35 protein-coding genes are annotated in these 19,823 nt (G+C 42.6%); 1 reads left to right on the forward strand and 34 read right to left on the reverse strand.

All coding sequences use genetic code 11. The features are described 5' to 3' along the window. Positions 1-3 precede the first annotated feature (3 nt). The 34 genes from KME09_06015 to KME09_06180 form a co-directional block, all read right to left on the reverse strand. Positions 4-357 (reverse strand): type II toxin-antitoxin system PemK/MazF family toxin, encoded by a 354-nt coding sequence (locus KME09_06015; protein MBW4533476.1) that lies wholly within the window; start codon positions 355-357, stop codon positions 4-6. Next, a complete protein-coding gene (locus tag KME09_06020; protein MBW4533477.1) occupies positions 344-574 on the reverse strand; it encodes a hypothetical protein in 231 nt (76 codons plus the stop codon). The genes KME09_06015 and KME09_06020 overlap by 14 nt, the downstream gene beginning before the upstream one ends. 214 nt (positions 575-788) lie before the next feature. Next, positions 789-1,898 carry a peptide chain release factor 1 gene (gene prfA / locus KME09_06025; GenBank protein MBW4533478.1) on the reverse strand — a complete coding sequence of 370 codons (1,110 nt, stop codon included), beginning with the start codon at positions 1,896-1,898 and terminating at the stop codon, positions 789-791. Between the two features lie 110 nt (positions 1,899-2,008). Further along, complete coding sequence (rpmE, locus tag KME09_06030) at positions 2,009-2,263, reverse strand: 50S ribosomal protein L31 (GenBank protein ID MBW4533479.1); 255 nt, start codon at positions 2,261-2,263, stop codon at positions 2,009-2,011. Between the two features lie 196 nt (positions 2,264-2,459). Further along, positions 2,460-2,867, reverse strand: a complete 408-nt coding sequence (gene rpsI, locus KME09_06035) for a 30S ribosomal protein S9 (protein ID MBW4533480.1) — start codon at positions 2,865-2,867, stop codon at positions 2,460-2,462. A 3-nt stretch (positions 2,868-2,870) separates the two neighbouring features. Further along, positions 2,871-3,323 carry a 50S ribosomal protein L13 gene (gene rplM, locus KME09_06040; protein MBW4533481.1) on the reverse strand — a complete coding sequence of 151 codons (453 nt, stop codon included), beginning with the start codon at positions 3,321-3,323 and terminating at the stop codon, positions 2,871-2,873. 42 nt (positions 3,324-3,365) lie between these two features. Beyond that, on the reverse strand, positions 3,366-4,163 hold the full coding sequence (gene truA, locus KME09_06045; GenBank protein MBW4533482.1) for a tRNA pseudouridine(38-40) synthase TruA: 798 nt from the start codon (positions 4,161-4,163) through the stop codon (positions 3,366-3,368). Between the two features lie 54 nt (positions 4,164-4,217). Continuing rightward, a complete protein-coding gene (gene rplQ / locus KME09_06050) occupies positions 4,218-4,568 on the reverse strand; it encodes a 50S ribosomal protein L17 (GenBank protein MBW4533483.1) in 351 nt (116 codons plus the stop codon). A 35-nt stretch (positions 4,569-4,603) separates the two neighbouring features. Further along, a complete protein-coding gene (locus KME09_06055) occupies positions 4,604-5,590 on the reverse strand; it encodes a DNA-directed RNA polymerase subunit alpha (protein ID MBW4533484.1) in 987 nt (328 codons plus the stop codon). 100 nt (positions 5,591-5,690) lie between these two features. Next, positions 5,691-6,083 (reverse strand): 30S ribosomal protein S11, encoded by a 393-nt coding sequence (gene rpsK / locus KME09_06060; GenBank protein MBW4533485.1) that lies wholly within the window; start codon positions 6,081-6,083, stop codon positions 5,691-5,693. A 47-nt stretch (positions 6,084-6,130) separates the two neighbouring features. Then, the gene (gene rpsM, locus KME09_06065; GenBank protein ID MBW4533486.1) at positions 6,131-6,514 is read right to left on the reverse strand and encodes a 30S ribosomal protein S13; all 384 of its coding nucleotides are present in this window, start codon (positions 6,512-6,514) and stop codon (positions 6,131-6,133) included. 77 nt (positions 6,515-6,591) lie between these two features. Beyond that, positions 6,592-6,708, reverse strand: coding sequence for a 50S ribosomal protein L36 (gene rpmJ / locus KME09_06070; protein MBW4533487.1), 117 nt, complete (start codon positions 6,706-6,708; stop codon positions 6,592-6,594). Positions 6,709-6,800: 92 nt separating this feature from the next. Next, positions 6,801-7,025 (reverse strand): translation initiation factor IF-1, encoded by a 225-nt coding sequence (infA, locus tag KME09_06075; protein ID MBW4533488.1) that lies wholly within the window; start codon positions 7,023-7,025, stop codon positions 6,801-6,803. Between the two features lie 171 nt (positions 7,026-7,196). Beyond that, positions 7,197-7,751, reverse strand: coding sequence for an adenylate kinase (locus tag KME09_06080; GenBank protein MBW4533489.1), 555 nt, complete (start codon positions 7,749-7,751; stop codon positions 7,197-7,199). Positions 7,752-7,824: 73 nt separating this feature from the next. Further along, a complete protein-coding gene (secY, locus tag KME09_06085; GenBank protein MBW4533490.1) occupies positions 7,825-9,153 on the reverse strand; it encodes a preprotein translocase subunit SecY in 1,329 nt (442 codons plus the stop codon). 119 nt (positions 9,154-9,272) lie between these two features. Further along, complete coding sequence (gene rplO, locus KME09_06090; protein MBW4533491.1) at positions 9,273-9,722, reverse strand: 50S ribosomal protein L15; 450 nt, start codon at positions 9,720-9,722, stop codon at positions 9,273-9,275. Positions 9,723-9,743: 21 nt separating this feature from the next. Further along, the gene (rpsE, locus tag KME09_06095; GenBank protein MBW4533492.1) at positions 9,744-10,277 is read right to left on the reverse strand and encodes a 30S ribosomal protein S5; all 534 of its coding nucleotides are present in this window, start codon (positions 10,275-10,277) and stop codon (positions 9,744-9,746) included. Positions 10,278-10,301: 24 nt separating this feature from the next. Further along, positions 10,302-10,649 (reverse strand): 50S ribosomal protein L18, encoded by a 348-nt coding sequence (gene rplR, locus KME09_06100; protein ID MBW4533493.1) that lies wholly within the window; start codon positions 10,647-10,649, stop codon positions 10,302-10,304. A 5-nt stretch (positions 10,650-10,654) separates the two neighbouring features. After that, the gene (rplF, locus tag KME09_06105; GenBank protein MBW4533494.1) at positions 10,655-11,194 is read right to left on the reverse strand and encodes a 50S ribosomal protein L6; all 540 of its coding nucleotides are present in this window, start codon (positions 11,192-11,194) and stop codon (positions 10,655-10,657) included. A gap of 17 nt (positions 11,195-11,211) precedes the next feature. Then, on the reverse strand, positions 11,212-11,613 hold the full coding sequence (gene rpsH, locus KME09_06110) for a 30S ribosomal protein S8 (GenBank protein MBW4533495.1): 402 nt from the start codon (positions 11,611-11,613) through the stop codon (positions 11,212-11,214). 34 nt (positions 11,614-11,647) lie between these two features. Next, positions 11,648-12,193, reverse strand: a complete 546-nt coding sequence (gene rplE, locus KME09_06115) for a 50S ribosomal protein L5 (GenBank protein MBW4533496.1) — start codon at positions 12,191-12,193, stop codon at positions 11,648-11,650. 63 nt (positions 12,194-12,256) lie between these two features. Then, positions 12,257-12,604, reverse strand: coding sequence for a 50S ribosomal protein L24 (gene rplX, locus KME09_06120; GenBank protein ID MBW4533497.1), 348 nt, complete (start codon positions 12,602-12,604; stop codon positions 12,257-12,259). Further along, entirely contained in the window at positions 12,605-12,973 is a 369-nt protein-coding gene (rplN, locus tag KME09_06125) for a 50S ribosomal protein L14 (protein ID MBW4533498.1), read from the reverse strand. A gap of 33 nt (positions 12,974-13,006) precedes the next feature. Next, complete coding sequence (gene rpsQ, locus KME09_06130; GenBank protein MBW4533499.1) at positions 13,007-13,255, reverse strand: 30S ribosomal protein S17; 249 nt, start codon at positions 13,253-13,255, stop codon at positions 13,007-13,009. 3 nt (positions 13,256-13,258) lie between these two features. After that, entirely contained in the window at positions 13,259-13,474 is a 216-nt protein-coding gene (gene rpmC / locus KME09_06135) for a 50S ribosomal protein L29 (GenBank protein ID MBW4533500.1), read from the reverse strand. Next, entirely contained in the window at positions 13,474-13,893 is a 420-nt protein-coding gene (gene rplP, locus KME09_06140) for a 50S ribosomal protein L16 (protein ID MBW4533501.1), read from the reverse strand. The genes rpmC and rplP overlap by 1 nt, the downstream gene beginning before the upstream one ends. Before the next feature lie 41 nt (positions 13,894-13,934). Then, complete coding sequence (rpsC, locus tag KME09_06145; GenBank protein MBW4533502.1) at positions 13,935-14,648, reverse strand: 30S ribosomal protein S3; 714 nt, start codon at positions 14,646-14,648, stop codon at positions 13,935-13,937. 53 nt (positions 14,649-14,701) lie between these two features. After that, a complete protein-coding gene (gene rplV, locus KME09_06150; GenBank protein ID MBW4533503.1) occupies positions 14,702-15,061 on the reverse strand; it encodes a 50S ribosomal protein L22 in 360 nt (119 codons plus the stop codon). 15 nt (positions 15,062-15,076) lie between these two features. Beyond that, entirely contained in the window at positions 15,077-15,355 is a 279-nt protein-coding gene (gene rpsS, locus KME09_06155) for a 30S ribosomal protein S19 (GenBank protein MBW4533504.1), read from the reverse strand. Positions 15,356-15,390: 35 nt separating this feature from the next. After that, positions 15,391-16,218 (reverse strand): 50S ribosomal protein L2, encoded by an 828-nt coding sequence (rplB, locus tag KME09_06160; GenBank protein MBW4533505.1) that lies wholly within the window; start codon positions 16,216-16,218, stop codon positions 15,391-15,393. A gap of 35 nt (positions 16,219-16,253) precedes the next feature. Further along, a complete protein-coding gene (locus tag KME09_06165) occupies positions 16,254-16,559 on the reverse strand; it encodes a 50S ribosomal protein L23 (protein MBW4533506.1) in 306 nt (101 codons plus the stop codon). Next, a complete protein-coding gene (gene rplD, locus KME09_06170; GenBank protein ID MBW4533507.1) occupies positions 16,549-17,181 on the reverse strand; it encodes a 50S ribosomal protein L4 in 633 nt (210 codons plus the stop codon). The genes KME09_06165 and rplD overlap by 11 nt, the downstream gene beginning before the upstream one ends. A 51-nt stretch (positions 17,182-17,232) precedes the next feature. Further along, on the reverse strand, positions 17,233-17,871 hold the full coding sequence (rplC, locus tag KME09_06175) for a 50S ribosomal protein L3 (protein MBW4533508.1): 639 nt from the start codon (positions 17,869-17,871) through the stop codon (positions 17,233-17,235). 554 nt (positions 17,872-18,425) lie between these two features. Continuing rightward, positions 18,426-19,052 carry a methyltransferase domain-containing protein gene (locus KME09_06180; protein ID MBW4533509.1) on the reverse strand — a complete coding sequence of 209 codons (627 nt, stop codon included), beginning with the start codon at positions 19,050-19,052 and terminating at the stop codon, positions 18,426-18,428. A 93-nt stretch (positions 19,053-19,145) separates the two neighbouring features. Here KME09_06180 and KME09_06185 point away from each other — a divergent pair, with 93 nt between their 5' ends. Further along, positions 19,146-19,796 carry a Uma2 family endonuclease gene (locus KME09_06185; GenBank protein MBW4533510.1) on the forward strand — a complete coding sequence of 217 codons (651 nt, stop codon included), beginning with the start codon at positions 19,146-19,148 and terminating at the stop codon, positions 19,794-19,796. Positions 19,797-19,823 lie beyond the last annotated feature (27 nt).

Here is a 19,823-nt window from a genome sequence, read left to right on the forward strand (position 1 = left end):
CTTCTACTTGCCAAAAATACCTAACTCAATTGCGATCGCTCTTTCAATTTGCGCAAGATAGCTATTTTCTAAAACCCCTAATTTAGAGCCAAAGCGACTATAGTGAGCTACCCGCATCTGGCTAAAATTCAAACCTCGTCGGCGATCTAATCCATTCTCTGGAGACGGCTCTATGTTGACGACAAAAGGATATGACTTTGGCTCTAGAAAAGGTACGATCATGGTGAGATCACTGTATTGATTGCCCAGATCATTTTGTAAAATTAAACACGGTCGAGTTTTTTGAGCTTCATTTCTTTTAGTCGGGTCAAGATCTATCCACCAAATCTCAAGTCTACGATAATCAGGCTTCTTCATCTAAGCCATCCCCAACAGTTGAATCCCATAACTCAAATTCTGACCAAAAGTGAGGATCATTATTTTGGTCAATATAGGCAGCTTTGAGATCGGCTTGCAACTTTTCTTGTTGAGCTTTAATCAATAGATCATTAATTGTTTTACTGCGATTACCTCCTTGAGAATCAATAAAACTGACAACTTCATCGTCTAAGGTAATTGATATTTTAGTAGTCATCTGCTAGTAAGATTATTTAATCTTACTATTTTATCTTATTTAGTTAGCGATCGCCGACACGAGTTTACTGATATAGCGATCAAAGTAAAGGTCTAGGACAATAAAAATTTGATCTCGCGCAAAGGCGTTTATCCCGCTTAGTTTGGGGCAAAGACGCAAAGGGACTAAAAGATGTCTTAATCTATCGTTCGATGGCTATACTTTAGTGATGCTACTAATTAAGCGCTTCAGCAGTATCAGGGGATTGAGCTAATTCTTCAAGCCGATCCTGCTGATCCTGAGAAATACAAGATTGAACCATTACATCAATGTCTCCTTCTAAAGCGTTAGCCAAAGGAAAGTTTTTGCCCAGACGATGATCGGTAATGCGATTGTCTTTATAGTTGTAGGTGCGTATTTTCTCAGAACGTGAGCCTGTTCCTACCTGAGCTAGCCTTAAACCTCGGACTTCTTTTTGCTGTTCTGCCAGCTTGATGTCGTATAGTTTAGCTCGTAAAATTTGCATAGCTCGCTCTCGGTTTTGCAGTTGCGATCGCTCTTCCGTACAAAAAATTCTAATTCCTGTAGGCTTGTGGATTAAATCCACCGCTGTTTCTACCTTGTTGACGTTTTGTCCCCCAGCACCGCCAGAACGCGCCGTTTTTAGCTCAATATCTTTGGGATCGATATGAATTTCGACATCATCTACTTCTGGCATCACAGCAACGGTAGCAGTAGAAGTATGTACCCTACCACTGGCTTCAGTTTGTGGTACTCTTTGTACTCGATGCACTCCTGCTTCAAACTTGAGCTTGCTGTATACCGAGTCTCCCGTAACTTCAAGGATCGCTTCTTTAAAACCACCCATGTCTGCTGTTGATTCACTCAGCAGAAACACTTTCCAGTTTTGGGTTTCCGCATAACGCGAGTACATTCGCACTAAATCGCCCGCCCAAATACTGGCTTCATCTCCCCCTGTTCCCGCACGAATTTCTAACATGATATTTTTATCATCATTAGGATCGCTAGGTAATAACAAGATTTTGAGCTGTTCCTCGAGCTGTTCTAGCTGTTCTTCTAGTTCGCTAGCTTCCATACTAGCCATTTCTTTCATCTCAGGATCGCTCGCTTCCTTGAAAATTTCTTTCGCTTCTGCCAATTCAGCCCTAGTATCTTGCCATTTCTGATAGGTAATAACCGTCTCTTCCAGGGAAGAACGAGCTTTAGCTATTTTTTGGAGTTCGTCAGGATTTGTGGCAATATCAGGATCTGCTAGGCGATGAGTAAGTTCTTGGAAAGTTTGGGCTACAGATTGGAGTTTGTCTAATAAATATGCTTCTGCCATTGGTTTTCTCTAATCAAAATAGGTGATTTACTGAGTAAAATCGATCGAGATACAACAAACCCAGCAGTCAATCAAAACTAACTACTGGGTATATATTTGTCTTAAAATGGCTAATTTTCAGCTTTGGATTCGGCTTTGGATTCGGCTTCGCTAGTAGGATCGAGCATACCGTATTTACGCAAGAAGCGATCGACACGACCTTCTGTATCGATAATTTTTTGCGTACCAGTATAAAAGGGATGATTACCCGACCAAACGTCAACGCTAATCTCTGGCTGAGTTGAACCAACGGTCATTACTACTTCACCGTTACAAATAACCTTGGCATCAGGATACCAAGTAGGGTGTATTTCAGGTTTTGGCATTTTATTATTCCTTAAGGAGTCACTTTGATTAATTAACAGCCACTGAATAACTTAAATTTAGACTTTTAATCAATAATCAAGCTAATAGCTGATGGCTGAGCGCGAAGTTGCGTTGCCCTAAAGGACTAGCTTCGCGTCGCGGGGGTTTCCCCCGTTGAGCAAACTTCGTAAGAAGAGCTAATAGCTGTAGAAAAAATTATCGTTTCGAGAATTGAGGAGCTTTACGCGCTTTCTTCAAACCGTATTTCTTTCTTTCTTTACAACGGGGATCGCGAGTGAGATAACCTTCTATTTTTAAAGGCTGACGATTATTAGGGTCTTGTTTGCACAATGCACGAGCTACACCTAGTTTGACAGCATCTGCTTGACCAGTCAAACCACCACCATGAGCATTGACCAAAATATCATATTCGCTCTCAAAGCCTAAAGTTTCTAAAGGCCCTTTGATCGACATCAGATAGCTGGGAATACGATTAAAATAATCTTCTCCAGGCTTATCGTTAACTACTAGCTTACCCTCACCAGGTACTAAACGTACTCTAGCGATCGCTGATTTACGGCGACCAGTCGCCCAATATACTACTTTATCTTGTGTTCCTTCCATGTTTTAGTTACTCTTGGGAATAGTGTTGACGGTTAAAGTTTCAGGATTTTGGGCAGCATGGGGATGATCTGACCCAGTATAGACTTTTAGTTTAGTGAATAGTTTGCGTCCCATCGCGTTTTTGGGCAACATCCCTTTAATTGCTTTTTCCACAATGCGTTCGGGAATACGGTGCTGTAGCTGATCGAAAGTTTCAGTTTTCATCCCCCCTGGTCTACCAGAGTGGCGACGATATAGTTTTTGCTCGTTTTTTCTGCCAGTTACAACAACTTTTTCGGCATTGATGACAATCACAAAATCGCCAGTATCCATGTTAGGCGTAAAACTAGGCTTATTCTTGCCTCTTAGAATCATGGCAATTTCAGTTGCTAAACGGCCTAAGCGCTGTCCTTCGGCATCAACTACGTACCAACTATGTTCTAAAGTATTTTGGCTTGGGAGGGGAGTTTTGTTCATTTTCCGTGATATTATTTTGTGGATTATTTTAAATAAAGAGATTCACCGAGCTAGATTGAAAGTAGGCTGGGCATCAAACCACAGTGATTGAGCAAAAGGGAACTCAGGATAACCTACTCTCAATAAACATAAACCTTTGGCTGGAGCTGAATATTTTACTTCCAGACGGCGTTGATTTTGCCAAACTTCCGTAAAATTTTCTGGCGATCGCTTACCAATACCGACTTCTACTAACATCCCTACGAGCAAACGTACCATGCCATACAAAAAGCTGTTTGCCTGAATTTCCAGGTATAAAAATGCTGATTGACGGTAACATTCAGCAGCCTGGACTTCCACCTGAGCATCAATTCGGTCAGAACCAGATCTTTTAAAAGCGGCAAAGTTGTGTTCTCCTAACAAGGAATTTAAAGCTTGCTGCATCAAAGACTCGTTTAGTCCAGATTGATAGTAGTGCCAGCAGGTCTGATCGATAAACAGATTAGGTCGTTTCTCGGTATAGATGGTATAGCGATAACGTCGCCAGATAGCCGAAAACCGAGCGTGCCAGTCATCCTCAACCTGTGCCGAAGCCCTTATTAGTATACCCTCTGGCAGTCTTCCATTAATAATTTTTGACCACTTATGAGGAGGAATCGGCCCTAAATACTCAAAGTGAGCTACTTGAGCGGCAGCATGGACTCCAGCATCAGTCCTTCCCGCACCATAGATATTTACCTTGTAGCCAGTAACGCTGGCGATCGCTTGTTCAATATAGCCTTGGATACTTACCTGATTGGGTTGTTTTTGCCAGCCATGAAAGTTAGTTCCTAAATATTGAATTAGCAAAGCTATTTTCATGAACAGTCCTGATTAGCAAGTTATCACCGTTAGGTTTAAATGTTGGTTTTTAGTTTAAACTAGCTCAATGAGTGCCATTTCAGCGTTATCACCACGACGACGCTTAGTTCTGACGATGCGAGTGTAGCCACCATTACGTTGACCATAACGCTCACCCACGGCATTAAACAGCTCACTGACTAAATCTTTATCATAGATATAGCCTAAAGCCTGTCTTCTAGCTGATAAAGAACCATCCTTAGCTAGGGTGATCATCTTGTCCACTTCACTACGTACTGCTTTAGCACGAATCAAAGTAGTTTTGATTTGACCATGACGAATGATCTCCGTTGCCAGAGAACGCATTAGTGCCTTACGTTGGTCTGCTGGTAGTCCCAGCATTTTTACTTTACATCGATGTCGCATGATTGATAATTTTGCTAATTAGCTATATTGACTATTTACTTACCTGATTTTTCTTGTGCCAGAGTAATTCCCAAGCGTTGCTGCAAAGCTTCAATTACTTCGTCTGCCGATTTCTGACCGAAATTTTTAATTTCCAAGAGGTCTTCTTGTGTATAGTCGAGTAAATCGGAAACGGAGTTGATTTGCGCCCGTTTTAGACAGTTGTAGGCTCTAACCGATAACTGCAATTCTTCAATAGGAATTTGGCTGGTAGGATCTTCTTCATCTTGGTAATCTGGTTCAATCTCTTCCAAAGTAAGATCTTTGAGCGGATTAAACAGATCTACGACAATTCCCGCAGCTTGCGACAAGGCTTCTTCTGGCTTAATACTGCCGTTTGTCCAGATTTCCATCAACAGACGTTCACGAATGCCTGAACCATCAACTCTAGCATCTTCAACACTATAGTTAACCTTAGTCACGGGCATAAAAACAGCATCTATTTGGAGAAAGTCTAAAGAACTCCCCTCTTCCTTCCCTCGTTCAACAGCACGATAACCCTTTCCTTTCTCCACCTTAAACTCCATCTCTAGGCTGGTGCCTTCAGCGATGGTAGCTACGTACTGGTTAGAATCTACTGTCTCTACTTCTGAAGGTAATTCAAACTGGGCAGCGGTAACTGTTCCAGGGCCAGTCGCTACTAAACGACCAATTTGAGGTTGATTAGTGTAGCTTTTAAGGACTATTTCCTTCATATTGAGAATAATCTCTAAAACGTCTTCTCTAACGCCCTCAATCGTGGCAAACTCATGAGTAGCAAAGCCAAACTTATGCTCTTGTCTGCCTTCATCTTTTGCCATACCACCGCCAATGCGGATAGCTGTAACGGCTGCTCCTTCTAGGTTAGATAATAAAACTCTCCTTAAAGCATTGCCCAAAGTAGTTCCCTGGCCACGATCTAAAGGTTCTAAGACAAATTTGCTATACTGGTGTTGATTTTTTAGGGTTTTAGACTCTACACACTCAATTTGAAATTGCGCCACAGGCTGCTCTCCCTCTTATTCGACAAGCGATTGGATAAACCGAAATCAAAACAGTTGCCCTCTTTTGGCAACTGACAAGCTTTTGATAATTGAAAAAAAGTTATACTCTACGTCGTTTTGGTGGACGACAGCCATTGTGAGGTATGGGGGTGACATCGCGAATTAAAGTTATTTCTAATCCTACGCCCTGCAAAGCTCTGATGGCGGTTTCACGACCAGCACCAGGCCCACTGACCATTACCTCTACCTGACGCATTCCTTGATCCATTGCTCGGCGACCTGCGCTATCTGCTGCCGTTTGAGCAGCAAAAGGAGTACCTTTCTTCGCGCCCTTGAATCCGCTTGCTCCCGCCGAAGACCAAGAAATAACATCACCTCTGATGTCGGAAATAGTCACAATGGTGTTGTTGAAAGTGGACTGAATATGCGCCACACCATTTGGCACGTTCTTTTTATTTTTTTTCGCACCACTTCTTCGTTTTGGTTGCGCCATGTTGCTTTTGTTTGAATGTGATTAGTATGTGGATGTACTTTTGAGGTTTATTTCTTACCAGGAGCTTTCTTCTTACCAGCTACTGTCAATCTTCTACCCCTTCTGGTGCGGGCATTAGTCCGAGTTCTCTGACCCCTAAGAGGTAAGCCCATACGATGACGACGACCGCGATAAGTACCAATATCAGCGAGTCGCTTGATATTCATCGCTTCCCAACGTCTTAAGTCTCCTTCTACCTGATAATTATCTTCAATGTATGCTCTAAGTTTAGTAACATCTTCATCAGATAAATCTCGAACTCTCGTATCTGGATTGACTCCAGTTTCGGCGATCGCTTTTTGCGCCCGCGATAATCCCACCCCAAAAATGTAGGTGAGGGCGATCTCCACGCGCTTATCACGGGGGAGATCTATGCCAGAAATCCTTGCCACTTTATTACTCCCTTATTTACTGCTGTTACTCTGTTTTGCCTAAATTGCTGTTAACTGAATCTGACGAGCTATTGTAGCTACCCTTGGCGCTGCTTATGCTTAGGATTACTGCTACAAATCACCATTACTCTGCCGCGTCTTTTAATTACACGACATTTTTCACACATTTTTTTTACGGATGGTCTAACTTTCATGCCTTACTTTGGCCACACTGCAAGCCTATTATTATATGAATTAATTTGGATCTGTGTCAAATAGCTATTACTTAACTGTCTGACTATGTTCGCTACTTGTTTTTGAGACGATAGGTAATCCTGCCTTTGGTCAGGTCATAGGGAGTTAATTCCACTTTGACGCGATCGCCTGGTAAGATTTTGATATAGTTCCGGCGAATTTTGCCTGAGATATGAGCTAAAACATTAAAGCCGTTATCTAGATCGACGCGGAACATGGCATTGGGCAGAGACTCTGTAACAGTCCCCTCCATTTCGATTAAGTCTTGTTTAGCCAATGTTGACCTCTCTTACTTTTTGATAAATAATGAGCGATAATCAATATTTATCAGTTTACTGGGCGAGCTGAACTGCCCTAATCACAGCACTTTTGTTACATTTTGGGCTTATTTTGGGCTGAGTGGATACACAAGATTAATAAGCTTGAAGATCGATTAACCAGCTATTCTTCAAGCGATGGCTGAGTTGAGCTGTTCTGTAACCTCTTCCATAGTGCGATCGCCATCAATAGTTTTTAGAGTTGCTCGCTGCTGATAAAAATCTATGACTGGCACTGTGTCCTGGTGATAAACTTCTAGACGACGGCGAATAGTTGATTCATTGTCATCTTTGCGCTTTCTTGCCAGTAGGCGAGATACTAAAACCTCGTCTGGCACTTCTAGATTAAGAACGCAATCAGCATTTTGCTCTAATTTCACCAGTAACTCTTCTAAAAAGGCAGCCTGATGTATATTACGAGGAAAACCATCAAGAATCCAGCCATTGGTCGTATCTTCATAACCAAGACGGTCTTGAATTAAGCCCAAGATCAGAACATCTGGAACTAATTCACCTCGATCCATATAATCTTTTGCTTGCTTGCCCAAAGTAGTTTGTTGAGCTACAGCTGCGCGCAGAATGTCACCTGTTGAAACATGAGGAATTTGATGATTTTCAGATATAATCTGAGCCTGAGTTCCTTTTCCCGCACCAGGAGGACCTAAAAATATTAATCGCTTTGCCATATCAACTTATTAAAATTGAGTTTTTATCAGCAGGTCTAAAATTCTCTTCAAACCTGCCTAATACCAAACAGGATTACTGCTTCACCATTCCTTCATAACGTTGAGAAATAACGTAGGTCTGGATTTGTTTAGCCGTATCAATTGCCACCCCAACTAAAATAAGCAAAGATGTTGCACCAAAACCGCTAAAAACTGTAGTTCCAGCAGGAATCGCACTTTCTACTAAAGTAGGCACTGTCGCTACTACACCTAAAAATATGGCCCCCAAGAGAGTCAGGCGATTTAGCACTTTTTCTAGATAAGCACTGGTTGCCTTTCCTGGTCTAATTCCTGGAATAGACGCGCCCATTTTCTTCAAATTCTGAGACATATCAACAGGGTTGACAATCAAAGAAGCATAAAAGTAGCTAAAGAACAAAATTAAAACTAGGTAAACGGCAACATATGCCCAATTTCCAGGCTGAATTGCCGTAGCAATTTTGGCAAATATTTCTTTAACTGGGCCATCTCCAGGCAAAAACCCTAGGAGTTGAGCTGGTAAAAACAAAACGGAAGAGGCAAAGATGATGGGCATTACTCCACCCTGATTTAATCTTAAAGGAAGATAATTGCTTCTCTCGCGATAAACTCGTCTACCTACCTGACGGCGCGCCGAAATAATCGGAATACGCCGAGTTCCTTCTTGAATAAAGACAATGCCAATAATCATAGCTAGAAAGACCAGCAGTAGAACAACTACCTGGGCAATTTCGCCTCTACCTCCACTTTGAGCGAACTCAATCGTAGTAGCTAAAGTCTTCGGTAATACAGCCACGATGTTGACAAAAATTAATAATGAAGCACCATTACCAATTCCTTTTTCGGTAATTAGCTCAGAAATCCACATGACAAACATCGAACCAGCCGTTAAAGCCAGTACGGTCTCACCAATAGGAATAATGCTTTTGGCAATAATGCCGTTGTTGACTAATAAACCGAGGGTAAGCCCAAAACTCTGAATTATTGCCCCACCCAAAGCAACATAGCGAGTAATTTGCGAGATTTTCCGTCTTCCTGCTTCTCCTTCATTCTTTTGCAGATCTTCCAAACTAGGTATGGCAGTAGCCAATAGCTGCATGATGATCGAAGCATTAATAAAGGGTAAAATTCCTAGCGCAAATATTCCCAAGGCGGAGATTCCCCCACCCGTGAAGATATCTAAAAATCCTACGATCGAAGAATTGCTAGAATTACCGATAAATTCGCCAAAAAGTTCCCGATCTATTCCTGGGACAGGAATAAATACTCCTAATCGGACTAATATCAAAAGACCAATGGTGACCAGCAGTCTACCTCTGAGACCCGCTGCCTGAGCCATTTGCAAAAAAGTCTCCTGTGCTGATGGAGTCTTTTCTCTAACCATATAGTACCTCTTATATACTTGGTATTAAATAAGTTGTTTACGGAGAAATATTAACTAAATTTTTAATAAATTTGTTTTTCTACCTATGCTCCCTATGATATACCAAATACTGTGTGCGCTTACTTGGCAATAACTTCACAACTACCGCCAGCAGCTTCAATTTTTTGCGCTGCACTTTTAGTAAATGCTACTGCTTTGACATTTAGCGCGACACTTAATTCACCATTCCCTAAAATTTTTAGTGGGCCGTCATTACTGGTGGCAATGCCATTTTCTAATAACGATCCTAGAGTGACATCCGTATTAGCAGGCAATGAGCCTAAAGCTTCAACGTTGATGGTAGTGTAATGCTTCTGATTAACCAGAGTAAAATGTTTGAGCTTAGGAACTCGACGATAAAGGGGCATTTGACCACCTTCAAAACCAGCTTTAGTTCCAGTACCAGAACGGGACTTTTGACCCCGCATACCAAAACCACAGCTAGCACCTTGACCAGCGGAGATCCCACGACCCACTCGGCGCTTACGCCTTTTTGACCCTTCTTTAGGGCTAAGATTTTCTAGTTTCATGGTTGTTTAATGTTAAATGAGCTAGGCGTACAGTTGTTCAATCGGAATATTCCTTTCCTTTGCTACTTCGCCAAAAGTACGAAGACCAGCCAAGGCATCAACCGCTGCTCTAGCATTATTTAAAGGGCTATTAGAACCTAACTGTTTTGCCAAAATGTTTTTGACTCCAGCAAGTTCTAGCACGGTACGCACCGCACCACCAGCAATTACCCCAGTACCAGGAGAAGCAGGACGCATAAATACTTTGGCGCCACCAGCAATCCCGTTAGTAACGTGAACAATTGAATTGGACTTGGTTAAAGACACTTCTACTAGCTGTTTCTTCGCATCGGCGACTCCTTTACGGACTGCACCAATTACGTCAGCAGCTTTGCCTACACCAACGCCTACCTGTCCTTTTTCGTTACCGACAACAACGATCGCTCGGAAGCTGAGTTTTTTACCACCCTTGACTACCTTGCTGACTCGGCGAATCTGCACCACCCGCTCCTGCCAGGCGGAATCTTTCTCCTTAGCACGTCCTTTCTTGCGTGACTTATTATTAGCTTTAGCCATAATGATTTTCCTTGATATTTTGCTCTAAAAATCTAATCCAGCTTCGCGAGCTGCTTCAGCCAAAGCTTTAACTCGACCATGATAGAGATTACCACCGCGATCGAATACTACTTTCGCCACGCCTTTTTCTAAAGCTCTTTGGGCTACCAGTTTACCAACTTCAGCCGAAACAGCACAGGTGGAACCTTTAGTTTCAACATTAAAGTCTGATGCTGCTGCTAGGGTATGCTGCGCGACATCATCAATGACCTGGGCATAAATATGATTATTGGAACGGAACACGCACAAACGAGGGCGTTCGGGAGTACCACTGACTTTTTTACGTACCCGTCGGTGACGGCGTTTTACTGATTCTTTGCGTGAAAGCTTCATAATTTCTACTTACCTGTCTTACCAGCTTTGCGTCTTACTTGCTCATCAAAGTAGCGTATTCCCTTGCCTTTATAAGGTTCAGGTGGTCTAACTGCTCTAATCCGAGCTGCAACGTTGCCAACTATCTCTTTACTGATGCCACTAATAATGACTTCAGTGTTTCTATTTTCTACGGCTACATCGATACCGTCTGGCATCTCCATGTCTACAGGTTTGCTATAACCAACATTAAGAGTTAGTTTTTTGCCTTGGGCCTGCGCTCTGTAACCAACGCCTTGAATTAACAACCGTTTTTGAAATCCTTGGGATACACCGTCTACCATGTTTGCCACTAGGGTACGGCATAAACCATGACGCTGACGACCAATCCGAGAATCATTAGTTGGGCGGACAATGATGTTATCTCCCTCCTGCTTGACTTCAATTGGTTCAGGAATTTCTCGTTCTAGAGTACCTTTTGGCCCTTTAATCGTAACGTGTTGCCCTGAAATTTGAGCGCTCACTTTATCAGGTATGGGAATCGGCAGTTTGCCAATACGAGACATAATTTACTCCTGTTAAATTACCAGACATAACAGAGAATTTCACCGCCAATTCCTTGACTGCGAGCTTCTCTATCGGTCATTACTCCACGGGAAGTGGAAACGATCGCAATACCAATACCGCCCAATACACGAGGAATATCTTGCTTGCGAGAATAGACTCTAAGTCCAGGTTTACTAACTCGCTTTAGGGTACTGATGATCGGTTGGCGATTTCTACCTTTATACTTTAGAGAAATTTCAATAAATTTTTGGGGTATTTCCCCTGTTTCCTCAAAACTAGCGATAAAGCCTTCACTTTGCAAAACTTGGGCGATCGCTTTTGTCATGCGAGTGGAAGGAACTTTGGTGGTTTGATGCTTGACCATACAGGCATTGCGAATGCGGGTCAGCATATCTGAAATAGTATCGGTTGCTGCCATTATTTCCTATTGTTATTTTTTGAGGCTAAGAAGGTTAATTTTCACGAAAAGGCATTCCCATTTCTTTGAGTAAAGCTCGCCCTTCTTCATCGTTAGCTGCGGAAGTGACGATGGAAATATCCATCCCTCTAATTTGATCGATGCTATCGTAGTCAATTTCAGGGAACATTAGCTGTTCTCGAACTCCTAGACTATAGTTGCCGCGACCATCAAAACTTTTGGGACTAATCCCCCGAAAGTCACGAATTCGAGGCAAAGCCAAGGCGATTAATCGATCTAGAAAAGCATACATTTTTTCGCCACGAAGAGTCACCATAATCCCTACGGGCATTCCTTGACGAATTTTAAATCCAGCGATCGCTTTTTTAGCTCTGGTGACTACTGGTTTTTGCCCTGTAATTACCATCATTTCGTTAATTGAAGATTCTAAAGCCTTGGCATTTTGTGATGCCTCTCCTAAACCGCGATTAATCACGATTTTGACTACCTTGGGAACTTGGTGAACGTTAGTAAAGCTAAACTGTTCTGTTAGCTTGGGAACGATATCTTCTAAATATCTAGTTTTAAGTGGTTTTGGCATAATAATTGGGTTTTCCTGGGCTTGGTCAGGAGACAATGAATGATTAAGGCGCAATTACTCAAATTAATCGATGATTTCGCCTGTTTTTCTCAGCATACGCACTTTGCGACCGTCTTCTGTGAAGGTATAGCCTACTCGACTAACCGTTTTCTCCTTGGTGGAGTACAGCATGACGTTAGAGCTATGGATCGGTGCTTCAAAGGTGATAATCTGACCCGATTCTCCTTCTTGCTGGGGCTTGACGTGCTTGGTGCGAACGTTTACTCCTTCGATAGTCACTTGACTAGTCTTGGGATTCACGGTGGTAATCTCACCTACTTTGCCCTTATCCCGTCCAGAGATAACTTGGATAGTATCTCCTTTCCTGACGTGCATTTTTTGACGGATTGCTGTTTTTTTAGTTTTCGCCATTTATATTACCTCTGGAGCTAAAGAGACAATTTTGGTAAAGTTACGCTCTCTTAATTCTCTTGCCACAGGGCCAAAAACCCTAGTCCCTCTAGGATTGCCCTGCTCGTTAATGATCACGGCTGCATTATCGTCAAAACGAATGCTCATACCGCTAGGACGATTGACGGACTGCTTAGTTCTGACAATCACTGCTTTGACGACCTCAGATTTTTTGACTCCCATATTGGGGAGAGCATCTTTGACTACCGCCACGACGACATCGCCAATAAAGGCATAAGGACTGTTGCCCTTGCCAATGACACGCAAACACATTAGCTTACGAGCGCCACTGTTATCTGCGACGTTTAAATAGGTCTGTTGTTGAATCATTTTGTCACTTCGACCGAGGTTGGTTGATAAAAATTAATTTTGTTTGGATTCAATAATTTCCTCGACCGTCCAGCGTTTAGTTTTACTGAGGGGACGAGTTTCTTTGATGCGTACGCGATCGCCAATTTTGCATTGGTTCTCGGCATCATGTACCTTGTACTTTTTGGTTCGGACGACAATTTTGCCGTACTTGGGGTGGGGAGAACGGTTTTCAATTGCCACGACAATGGTTTTATCCATTTTGTCGCTCACTACGTCTCCAACTCTTTCTTTTACTGCCATAGTCTATTCTCCTTTTGCAGTAGCGATTTCGCGCTCACGTTCTACGGTTAATAGTTGTGCCAAACGGTGTTTGGCGTGCTTGAATAAGTGAGGTTTTTCTAAACGGCGAGTCGCCTGTTCTAACCTCAGTTGAAATAACTCTCGCTTAACCGCTAAAATTTCTGCTGAGAGATCATCCCCATCTAGTTTTCTAGCGTCTTCAATCTTAGGTAGAGCCATTACATATAATCCTCATCGCGAGTAATAAATTTAGTCTTGATGGGTAGTTTTTGAGCAGCTAAGCGCATCGCCTCTTTGGCTATGTCTTCAGGGACTCCAGCCATTTCAAACATGACCCTGCCTGGTTTGACTACCGCCACCCAAAATTCAGGTGAACCTTTACCCGAACCCATCCTGGTTTCAGCTGGACGCATGGTAACAGGCTTGTCAGGAAAGATCCTAATCCAAATTTTTCCACCCCGTTTTACATAGCGCGTCATGGCTCGACGAGCAGCCTCTATTTGACGCGCAGTGATCCAGGAAGGTTCAGTCGCCTGTAGGGCATAATCACCGAAGTTAAGAGTGTTACCACGGTACGCCATCCCTCTCATCCGACCACGGTGTTGTTTACGATATTTCGTTCTTCTGGGACTAAGCATAATAGTATTATTTTGCTAAAGTAAGTCTTGTTAATAGTTAATTACTCTGAGCGATCGTCAAATTTTTGACGGCGACGTTGACGGCGAGGAGCTTGAGTAGGCGCAGCGGCTTCTTCTTGTCCAGGAATGATTTCGCCTTTGAAGACCCAGACCTTGACACCTAAAATCCCATAGATGGTCAAAGCGGTACGGTAGGAGTAATCAATATCAGCTCTGAGGGTATGTAGTGGGACTCGACCTTCCCTGACCCATTCTGTACGGGCAATTTCTGCACCGTTTAAGCGACCGCTAACCTGGATTTTAATCCCCAAAACTTCAGCTCGTTGCGCTCTTTGAATCGCTTGACGAACCACTCGGCGAAAGGAAACCCGACGCTCAAGTTGTTGACAGATATACTCAGCGATCAAGGCAGCATCCGCATCGACGCGAGGAACTTCAATGACGTTAATGCGAATCTGACGGTTATTGCCGACTTTCTCTTGTAGCTCTGTCCGTAGTTTTTCAATTCCTGAACCACCACGACCTACTACTACCCCAGGTCTAGCGGTATTAATTGCCAGGTCAATTTGATCTGCTTTGCGCTCGATTTTGACTTGAGCAATACCTGCATTGTTCAACTCTTTGTTGACGTATTCTCTAATTAAGCGATCTTCTTGTAGTAGTTCGGGATAACGTTTAGAGTCCGCATACCAACAAGATTGGTGTTCTTTGGTGACTCCTAAACGAAAGCCTGTTGGGTGTATCTTCTGTCCCACAAATGTTTCCTCGTATAGTAATTAAATTCGGCTAAATTCGGCGAATTAAGATTTTAATCGGTTACTTCTGGCGCTACGGCTACAGTAATATGACAGGTTGGCTTGCGGATTTGATAAGCTCTACCTTGCGCTCTGGGGCGATAACGTTTGAGAACAGGGCCACCATCAGCAAAAGCTTTACTGACTACCAAAGTTGCAGGATCTAAACCATTGTTATGTTCTGCATTAGCTACTGCTGACCGCAATGCTTTTAAAATTGGGTCACAGGATTTATAGGGCATGAACTCTAAAATAATTAGAGCTTCTCGATATTGACGACCGCGAATTTGGTCTAAAACTCGTCTGACCTTAAACGGGGACATCCGAATATATTTGGCGATCGCCTTAACTTCGTTACTTGTATCTATTGCCATAGTATTATTTACGGTCTAGCGTCTCCCTTTTTTGTCGCCTTTAGCATGACCCCTAAAGGTACGGGTAGGAGCAAATTCTCCTAGTTTATGTCCTACCATTTGATCGCTGACAAATACAGGAATGTGTTGGCGACCGTTATGTACAGCGATCGTGTGTCCTACCATTAAGGGTAAAATGGTTGAAGCTCTAGACCAAGTTTTGATTACTTCTTTTTTGTTATTGGCGTTCAACCTTTCAATTTTTTTGAGCAGGCTGTCAGCGATGAAGGGCCCTTTTTTTAAAGAACGGCTCATAATTTATAGATCAACTTTTAAAGATCAACGATGAATTAACGACGACGACGAATAATTAGCCTGTTGCTGGGTTTGTTTTTCTTGCGAGTTTTCTTACCCAAGGCTGGCTTACCCCAAGGAGATACAGGCCCACTTCTACCGATAGGAGCGCGGCCTTCACCACCACCATGAGGGTGATCGCAGGGGTTCATCGCACTACCACGAACTTCAGGTCTTCTGCCACGGTGACGCATCTTACCTGCTTTACCGAGCTTCAAGTTGCGGTATTCGACGTTGCCTACCTGTCCGATAGTGGCGTAACATTCTTTACGCACCATTCTGACTTCTTTGGAGGGAAGACCAATAGTAACGTAGTCACCTTCTTTGGCCATAACTTTAGCAGCAGCACCAGCAGCGCGCACAATTTGTCCACCTCTACCTGCTACTAATTCAATGTTATGAACTGTTTCACCCAAGGGCATTTTGCTCAAGGGTAAAGCATTCCCGACTTCAATCGGCGCGTCTTCACTGGCAATAATTGGTGTCCCAACCTGCATCCCCACCGCTGCCAAAATATAGCGTTTTTCGCCATCTTCGTACTGCACTAAAGCAATACGAGCATTACGGTTAGGATCGTATTCGATCGCAATTACTTCACCTTGAATATTACGTTTGTCACGGCGGAAATCGATGATCCGATAGAGACGTTTATGTCCGCCACCACGACGACGACTAGTAATTACACCACGGTTGTTACGACCTTTTTTACGGTGCTTATATTTGGTTAACGATTTTTCGGGGTTACTCTTGGTAATTTCCGCAAAATCGGGGACTACTGCTTGGCGAGTCCCTGGTGTGTATGGTTTAAATGAACGAGTACCCATAATTTGCTTTTGCTAGCTTTTTCGAGTGCGAGTTTTTATACGTCAGGGAATAAGGCGATGGAATCACCTTCTTTCAAGGTCACAATTGCTCTTTTGTATTGAGCCTTGTATCCTACAAATTTACCAACGCGACGCTTTTTACGAGGTAGGGTCAAGGTGTTTACCTTAACCACGGTGACATCAAACAAGCTTTCAATGGCTGCTCTAATATCAGGTTTGGTCGCTTTGGGTAAGACATCAAAAACGTACTTACCTAGCTCCATTTGGATTGTGCCTTTTTCGGTAATAATCGGTTTAAGGATTAAGTCGGCTAAATCTCTTTCTTTATACCTAGTCACTATAAACCTCCTGGATCTGTTCTAAAGCGTCTTTGGAGACGACAATTTTATTAGCGTGAAGCACATCGATCACGTTAAGATTAGTCGCTTTAATCATTTTGACTTTAGCGATGTTGCGGGTGGACAGATTTACGTTGTCGGAAACTTCTTTGAGGATCAACAACACTTTTTCGTCGGCACCGATACCCCAACGCTCTAAAGCGGCAAGAACCTCTTTAGTTTTAGGACGGTCAAGCTCAGCACCAAAATTCTCGACGACAACCATGTCTTCTAGACGAGAACTAAATGCTGTTCTCAGCGCTAAGCGTCTTTCCTTACGATTCATCTTGGTGCTGTAGTCTCTGGGTTTTGGCCCAAAAATTACACCACCACCACGCCACAGTGGAGAACGAATCGAACCAGCACGAGCGCGACCAGTTCCTTTTTGTCTCCAAGGCTTGCGTCCACCACCACGGACTTCCGCACGAGTTTTACTGGAAGCTGTTCCTTGGCGAGCATTATTTAGCTGACGAACTGCTGAGCGATGCACAATATGTTCAGCATTCTCTGGCTTTGCTACTTTTAGCTCAAAAGATGTCTCGCCTACATCTTCCCCCTGCCAATTTTTGACTACACAATTAACCATGGTTATTTGTTATTTTATTTGTTCTTCAATACCTAATGAGCTGTTATTTCTCTATCCCACAATCTTGCTGGGAGAGATACTTAAAAGAGAGCCAGGCTTACCAGGAATTGCTCCTTTAATCAGTAGTAAATTCTGTTCTGCGTCAACTCTGACAACTTTCAGCTTGCGAGTAGTTACTTGCTTTCCACCATAACGTCCAGCCATTTTTTTACCAGGATAGGTACGACCAGGAGTAGTACCTGCACCAGTAGAACCAGGCGCACGGTGGCTTTTAGAACCGTGACTCATTAAACCACGGTGAAAATTGTGGCGCTTATGATAACCTGCAAAACCACGACCCATGGTTTTACCACTAACATCAACCGTTGTTTCTGTATTGAAAATTTCAGCAATGTCTAAAGCTTTTCCTAGCTCATAGCTTCCTGTATCTTCAAGACGATACTCTTTGAGATGACGTAGAGGAGTTGCACCTGCTTTATTTAAGTGACCCAATTCAGGTTTGGATAAAGCTTTTTCTTTTACTTCACCGTACCCAACTTGAATGGAACTATAGCCATCCGTTTCTTTAGTTTTGATTTGAGTAACGATACAGGGCCCAGCTTGAACCACAGTAACGGGAATTGCATTCCCAGATTCTGGATCGAAAACCTGAGTCATACCTAACTTAGTGCCAAGGATACCGACAGACACGAATTGAACCTCACTAATATTGCAACACAATAAGCCAGCCTTAGTTTGATTTAAATTTGGGCTGACATATATTTACCGCAGACTACACCGCCTTACAGCGTAGCTCTAACTGACGAAAAACAGGCATCATGTCATGATCTAGAAAATCTAGTTATTTAATGATGTCTAGCAGCAAATATATAATTTTGTTTTCTAAGATTTACAGTTAGATACAGCTTGAGCCTAAACTCTGCCACGACTAACTTTTAAAGTTACCTTGACCCTCTAAGACTTAAAAGAAGTAAATTCTGTCAGTTTCTTGAGGAGGTAGCAAACCCTATAAAATTTCTCACTAGCCCCGTAACAAGGTTGTTTTTTGTGATTACACAGTTAAAACTCGCTGGTTTAGCCTTCAAGACTATGATTAGTGACTCTTGGGCTGGGGGATGATTAGACTTTATATCTATATAGTGTGAGATTTGCCAGTTTTGACCACAATCACTAATGATACATGATACTGTCAGTTTCTGACAAGAATATTTTATGATAGTTGGGCAGATTCAACAGACAATTTGTTAATTGCGATATTCAAGAAGATACTGTTCAATCTGAGTTTGCTCCCCTTCAATAAAGCGATCGCAACTCACTTGAGTTAATCCTAATTCAGTAAATTGTGACAATTCGACAGTGGATAATGCCCAAGGTGGCCCATCTGGGATCGTATTAGCCTCACGGTGACGAGTAACAACTAGAAGTGTTCCGTTGGGCGCGATTAAAGCAGCAATTTTTTGGATAACAAGCGATCGCACATTTAAAGGTAATGCCTGAATCGTGCGACATTCAAAGACAAAATCAAACTTGCCTTGCCATTGGGGATCGAGGTTAAATAGATCTGCTACTAGATAATTGACTGTAGATTGAGGAAATCTTTGTTGACACCAAGCGATCGCTGTTGGGGAAATATCAAATGCCGTCACTTGATAACCTATACTATTAAGCAGCTCAGCATCGTCTCCTAAACCACAACCAATCACTAAAGCGGTTTTGCCCTGTGCTTGAGGTGAAGCGTTTAACCACTGCTGTAGATAAGGATGAGCCTGATTTTTTGCCCAGGGTACTCGCGCTGTATCACCTTTTGCCTCTGCATATAAAGGTTCAAACCAACCAGTCGGATTTTGCGGGTCTACTGAATTGTTAGCCAAGGATTTTACGTTTGATTGACAATACTTACGTTATGTTAGTTATTCAAACACATAATTTATATTTAAAGAAATATCCAATCCCTAGCTTGTGAGATGAATAGCTACACTCTTAACCTAAAACCACTAGCCAATAAGATTACAGTTGAACATTTCGAGCAACTATGTCAGCTTAATCCTGAACTAAAGCTAGAAACGAACTATCGAGGAGAATTGATTATTATGTCTCCAACTGGATATGAGACTGGGATGAATAATGCTGGATTAATTGCTCAATTTTGGAATTGGAATCGACAAGATCGATTAGGGATAGTTTGTGATTCGTCTACAGGGTTTATCCTCCCCAACGGTGCAATTCGTTCTCCTGATGTTAGTTGGATTGCTCAAGCGAGAGTTGCTCAATTTAGTAAGGAAGAGAAAGCTAAATTTTTACCTCTCACGCCAGATTTTGTCTTAGAGTTAATGTCTCCTAGCGATCAATTGAAAACTCTTCAAGCAAAGATGACGAGCGACCCCGCGTCGTCCGAAGGCGCAAGGGCGCCAGTGCGGTTTATCCGTGAACGCGCGAGGATGCAGGAATATCGAGATAATGGAGTTAAATTAGGCTGGCTAATTAATCCGCAGCAGCAGCAAGTAGAAATCTATCGTCCAGCTAAACCAGTAGAAGTAGTTAATCAACCCAGTTTTTTATCTGGAGAAGACATATTGCCTAATTTAGTTATCGAGTTAGATTTTATCTGGCAATAGTTATGCTGTGTGGTAGTTGTGATCTCC

The organism is Pleurocapsa minor HA4230-MV1, assembly GCA_019359095.1.
Lineage (GTDB): Bacteria > Cyanobacteriota > Cyanobacteriia > Cyanobacteriales > Xenococcaceae > Waterburya > Waterburya minor.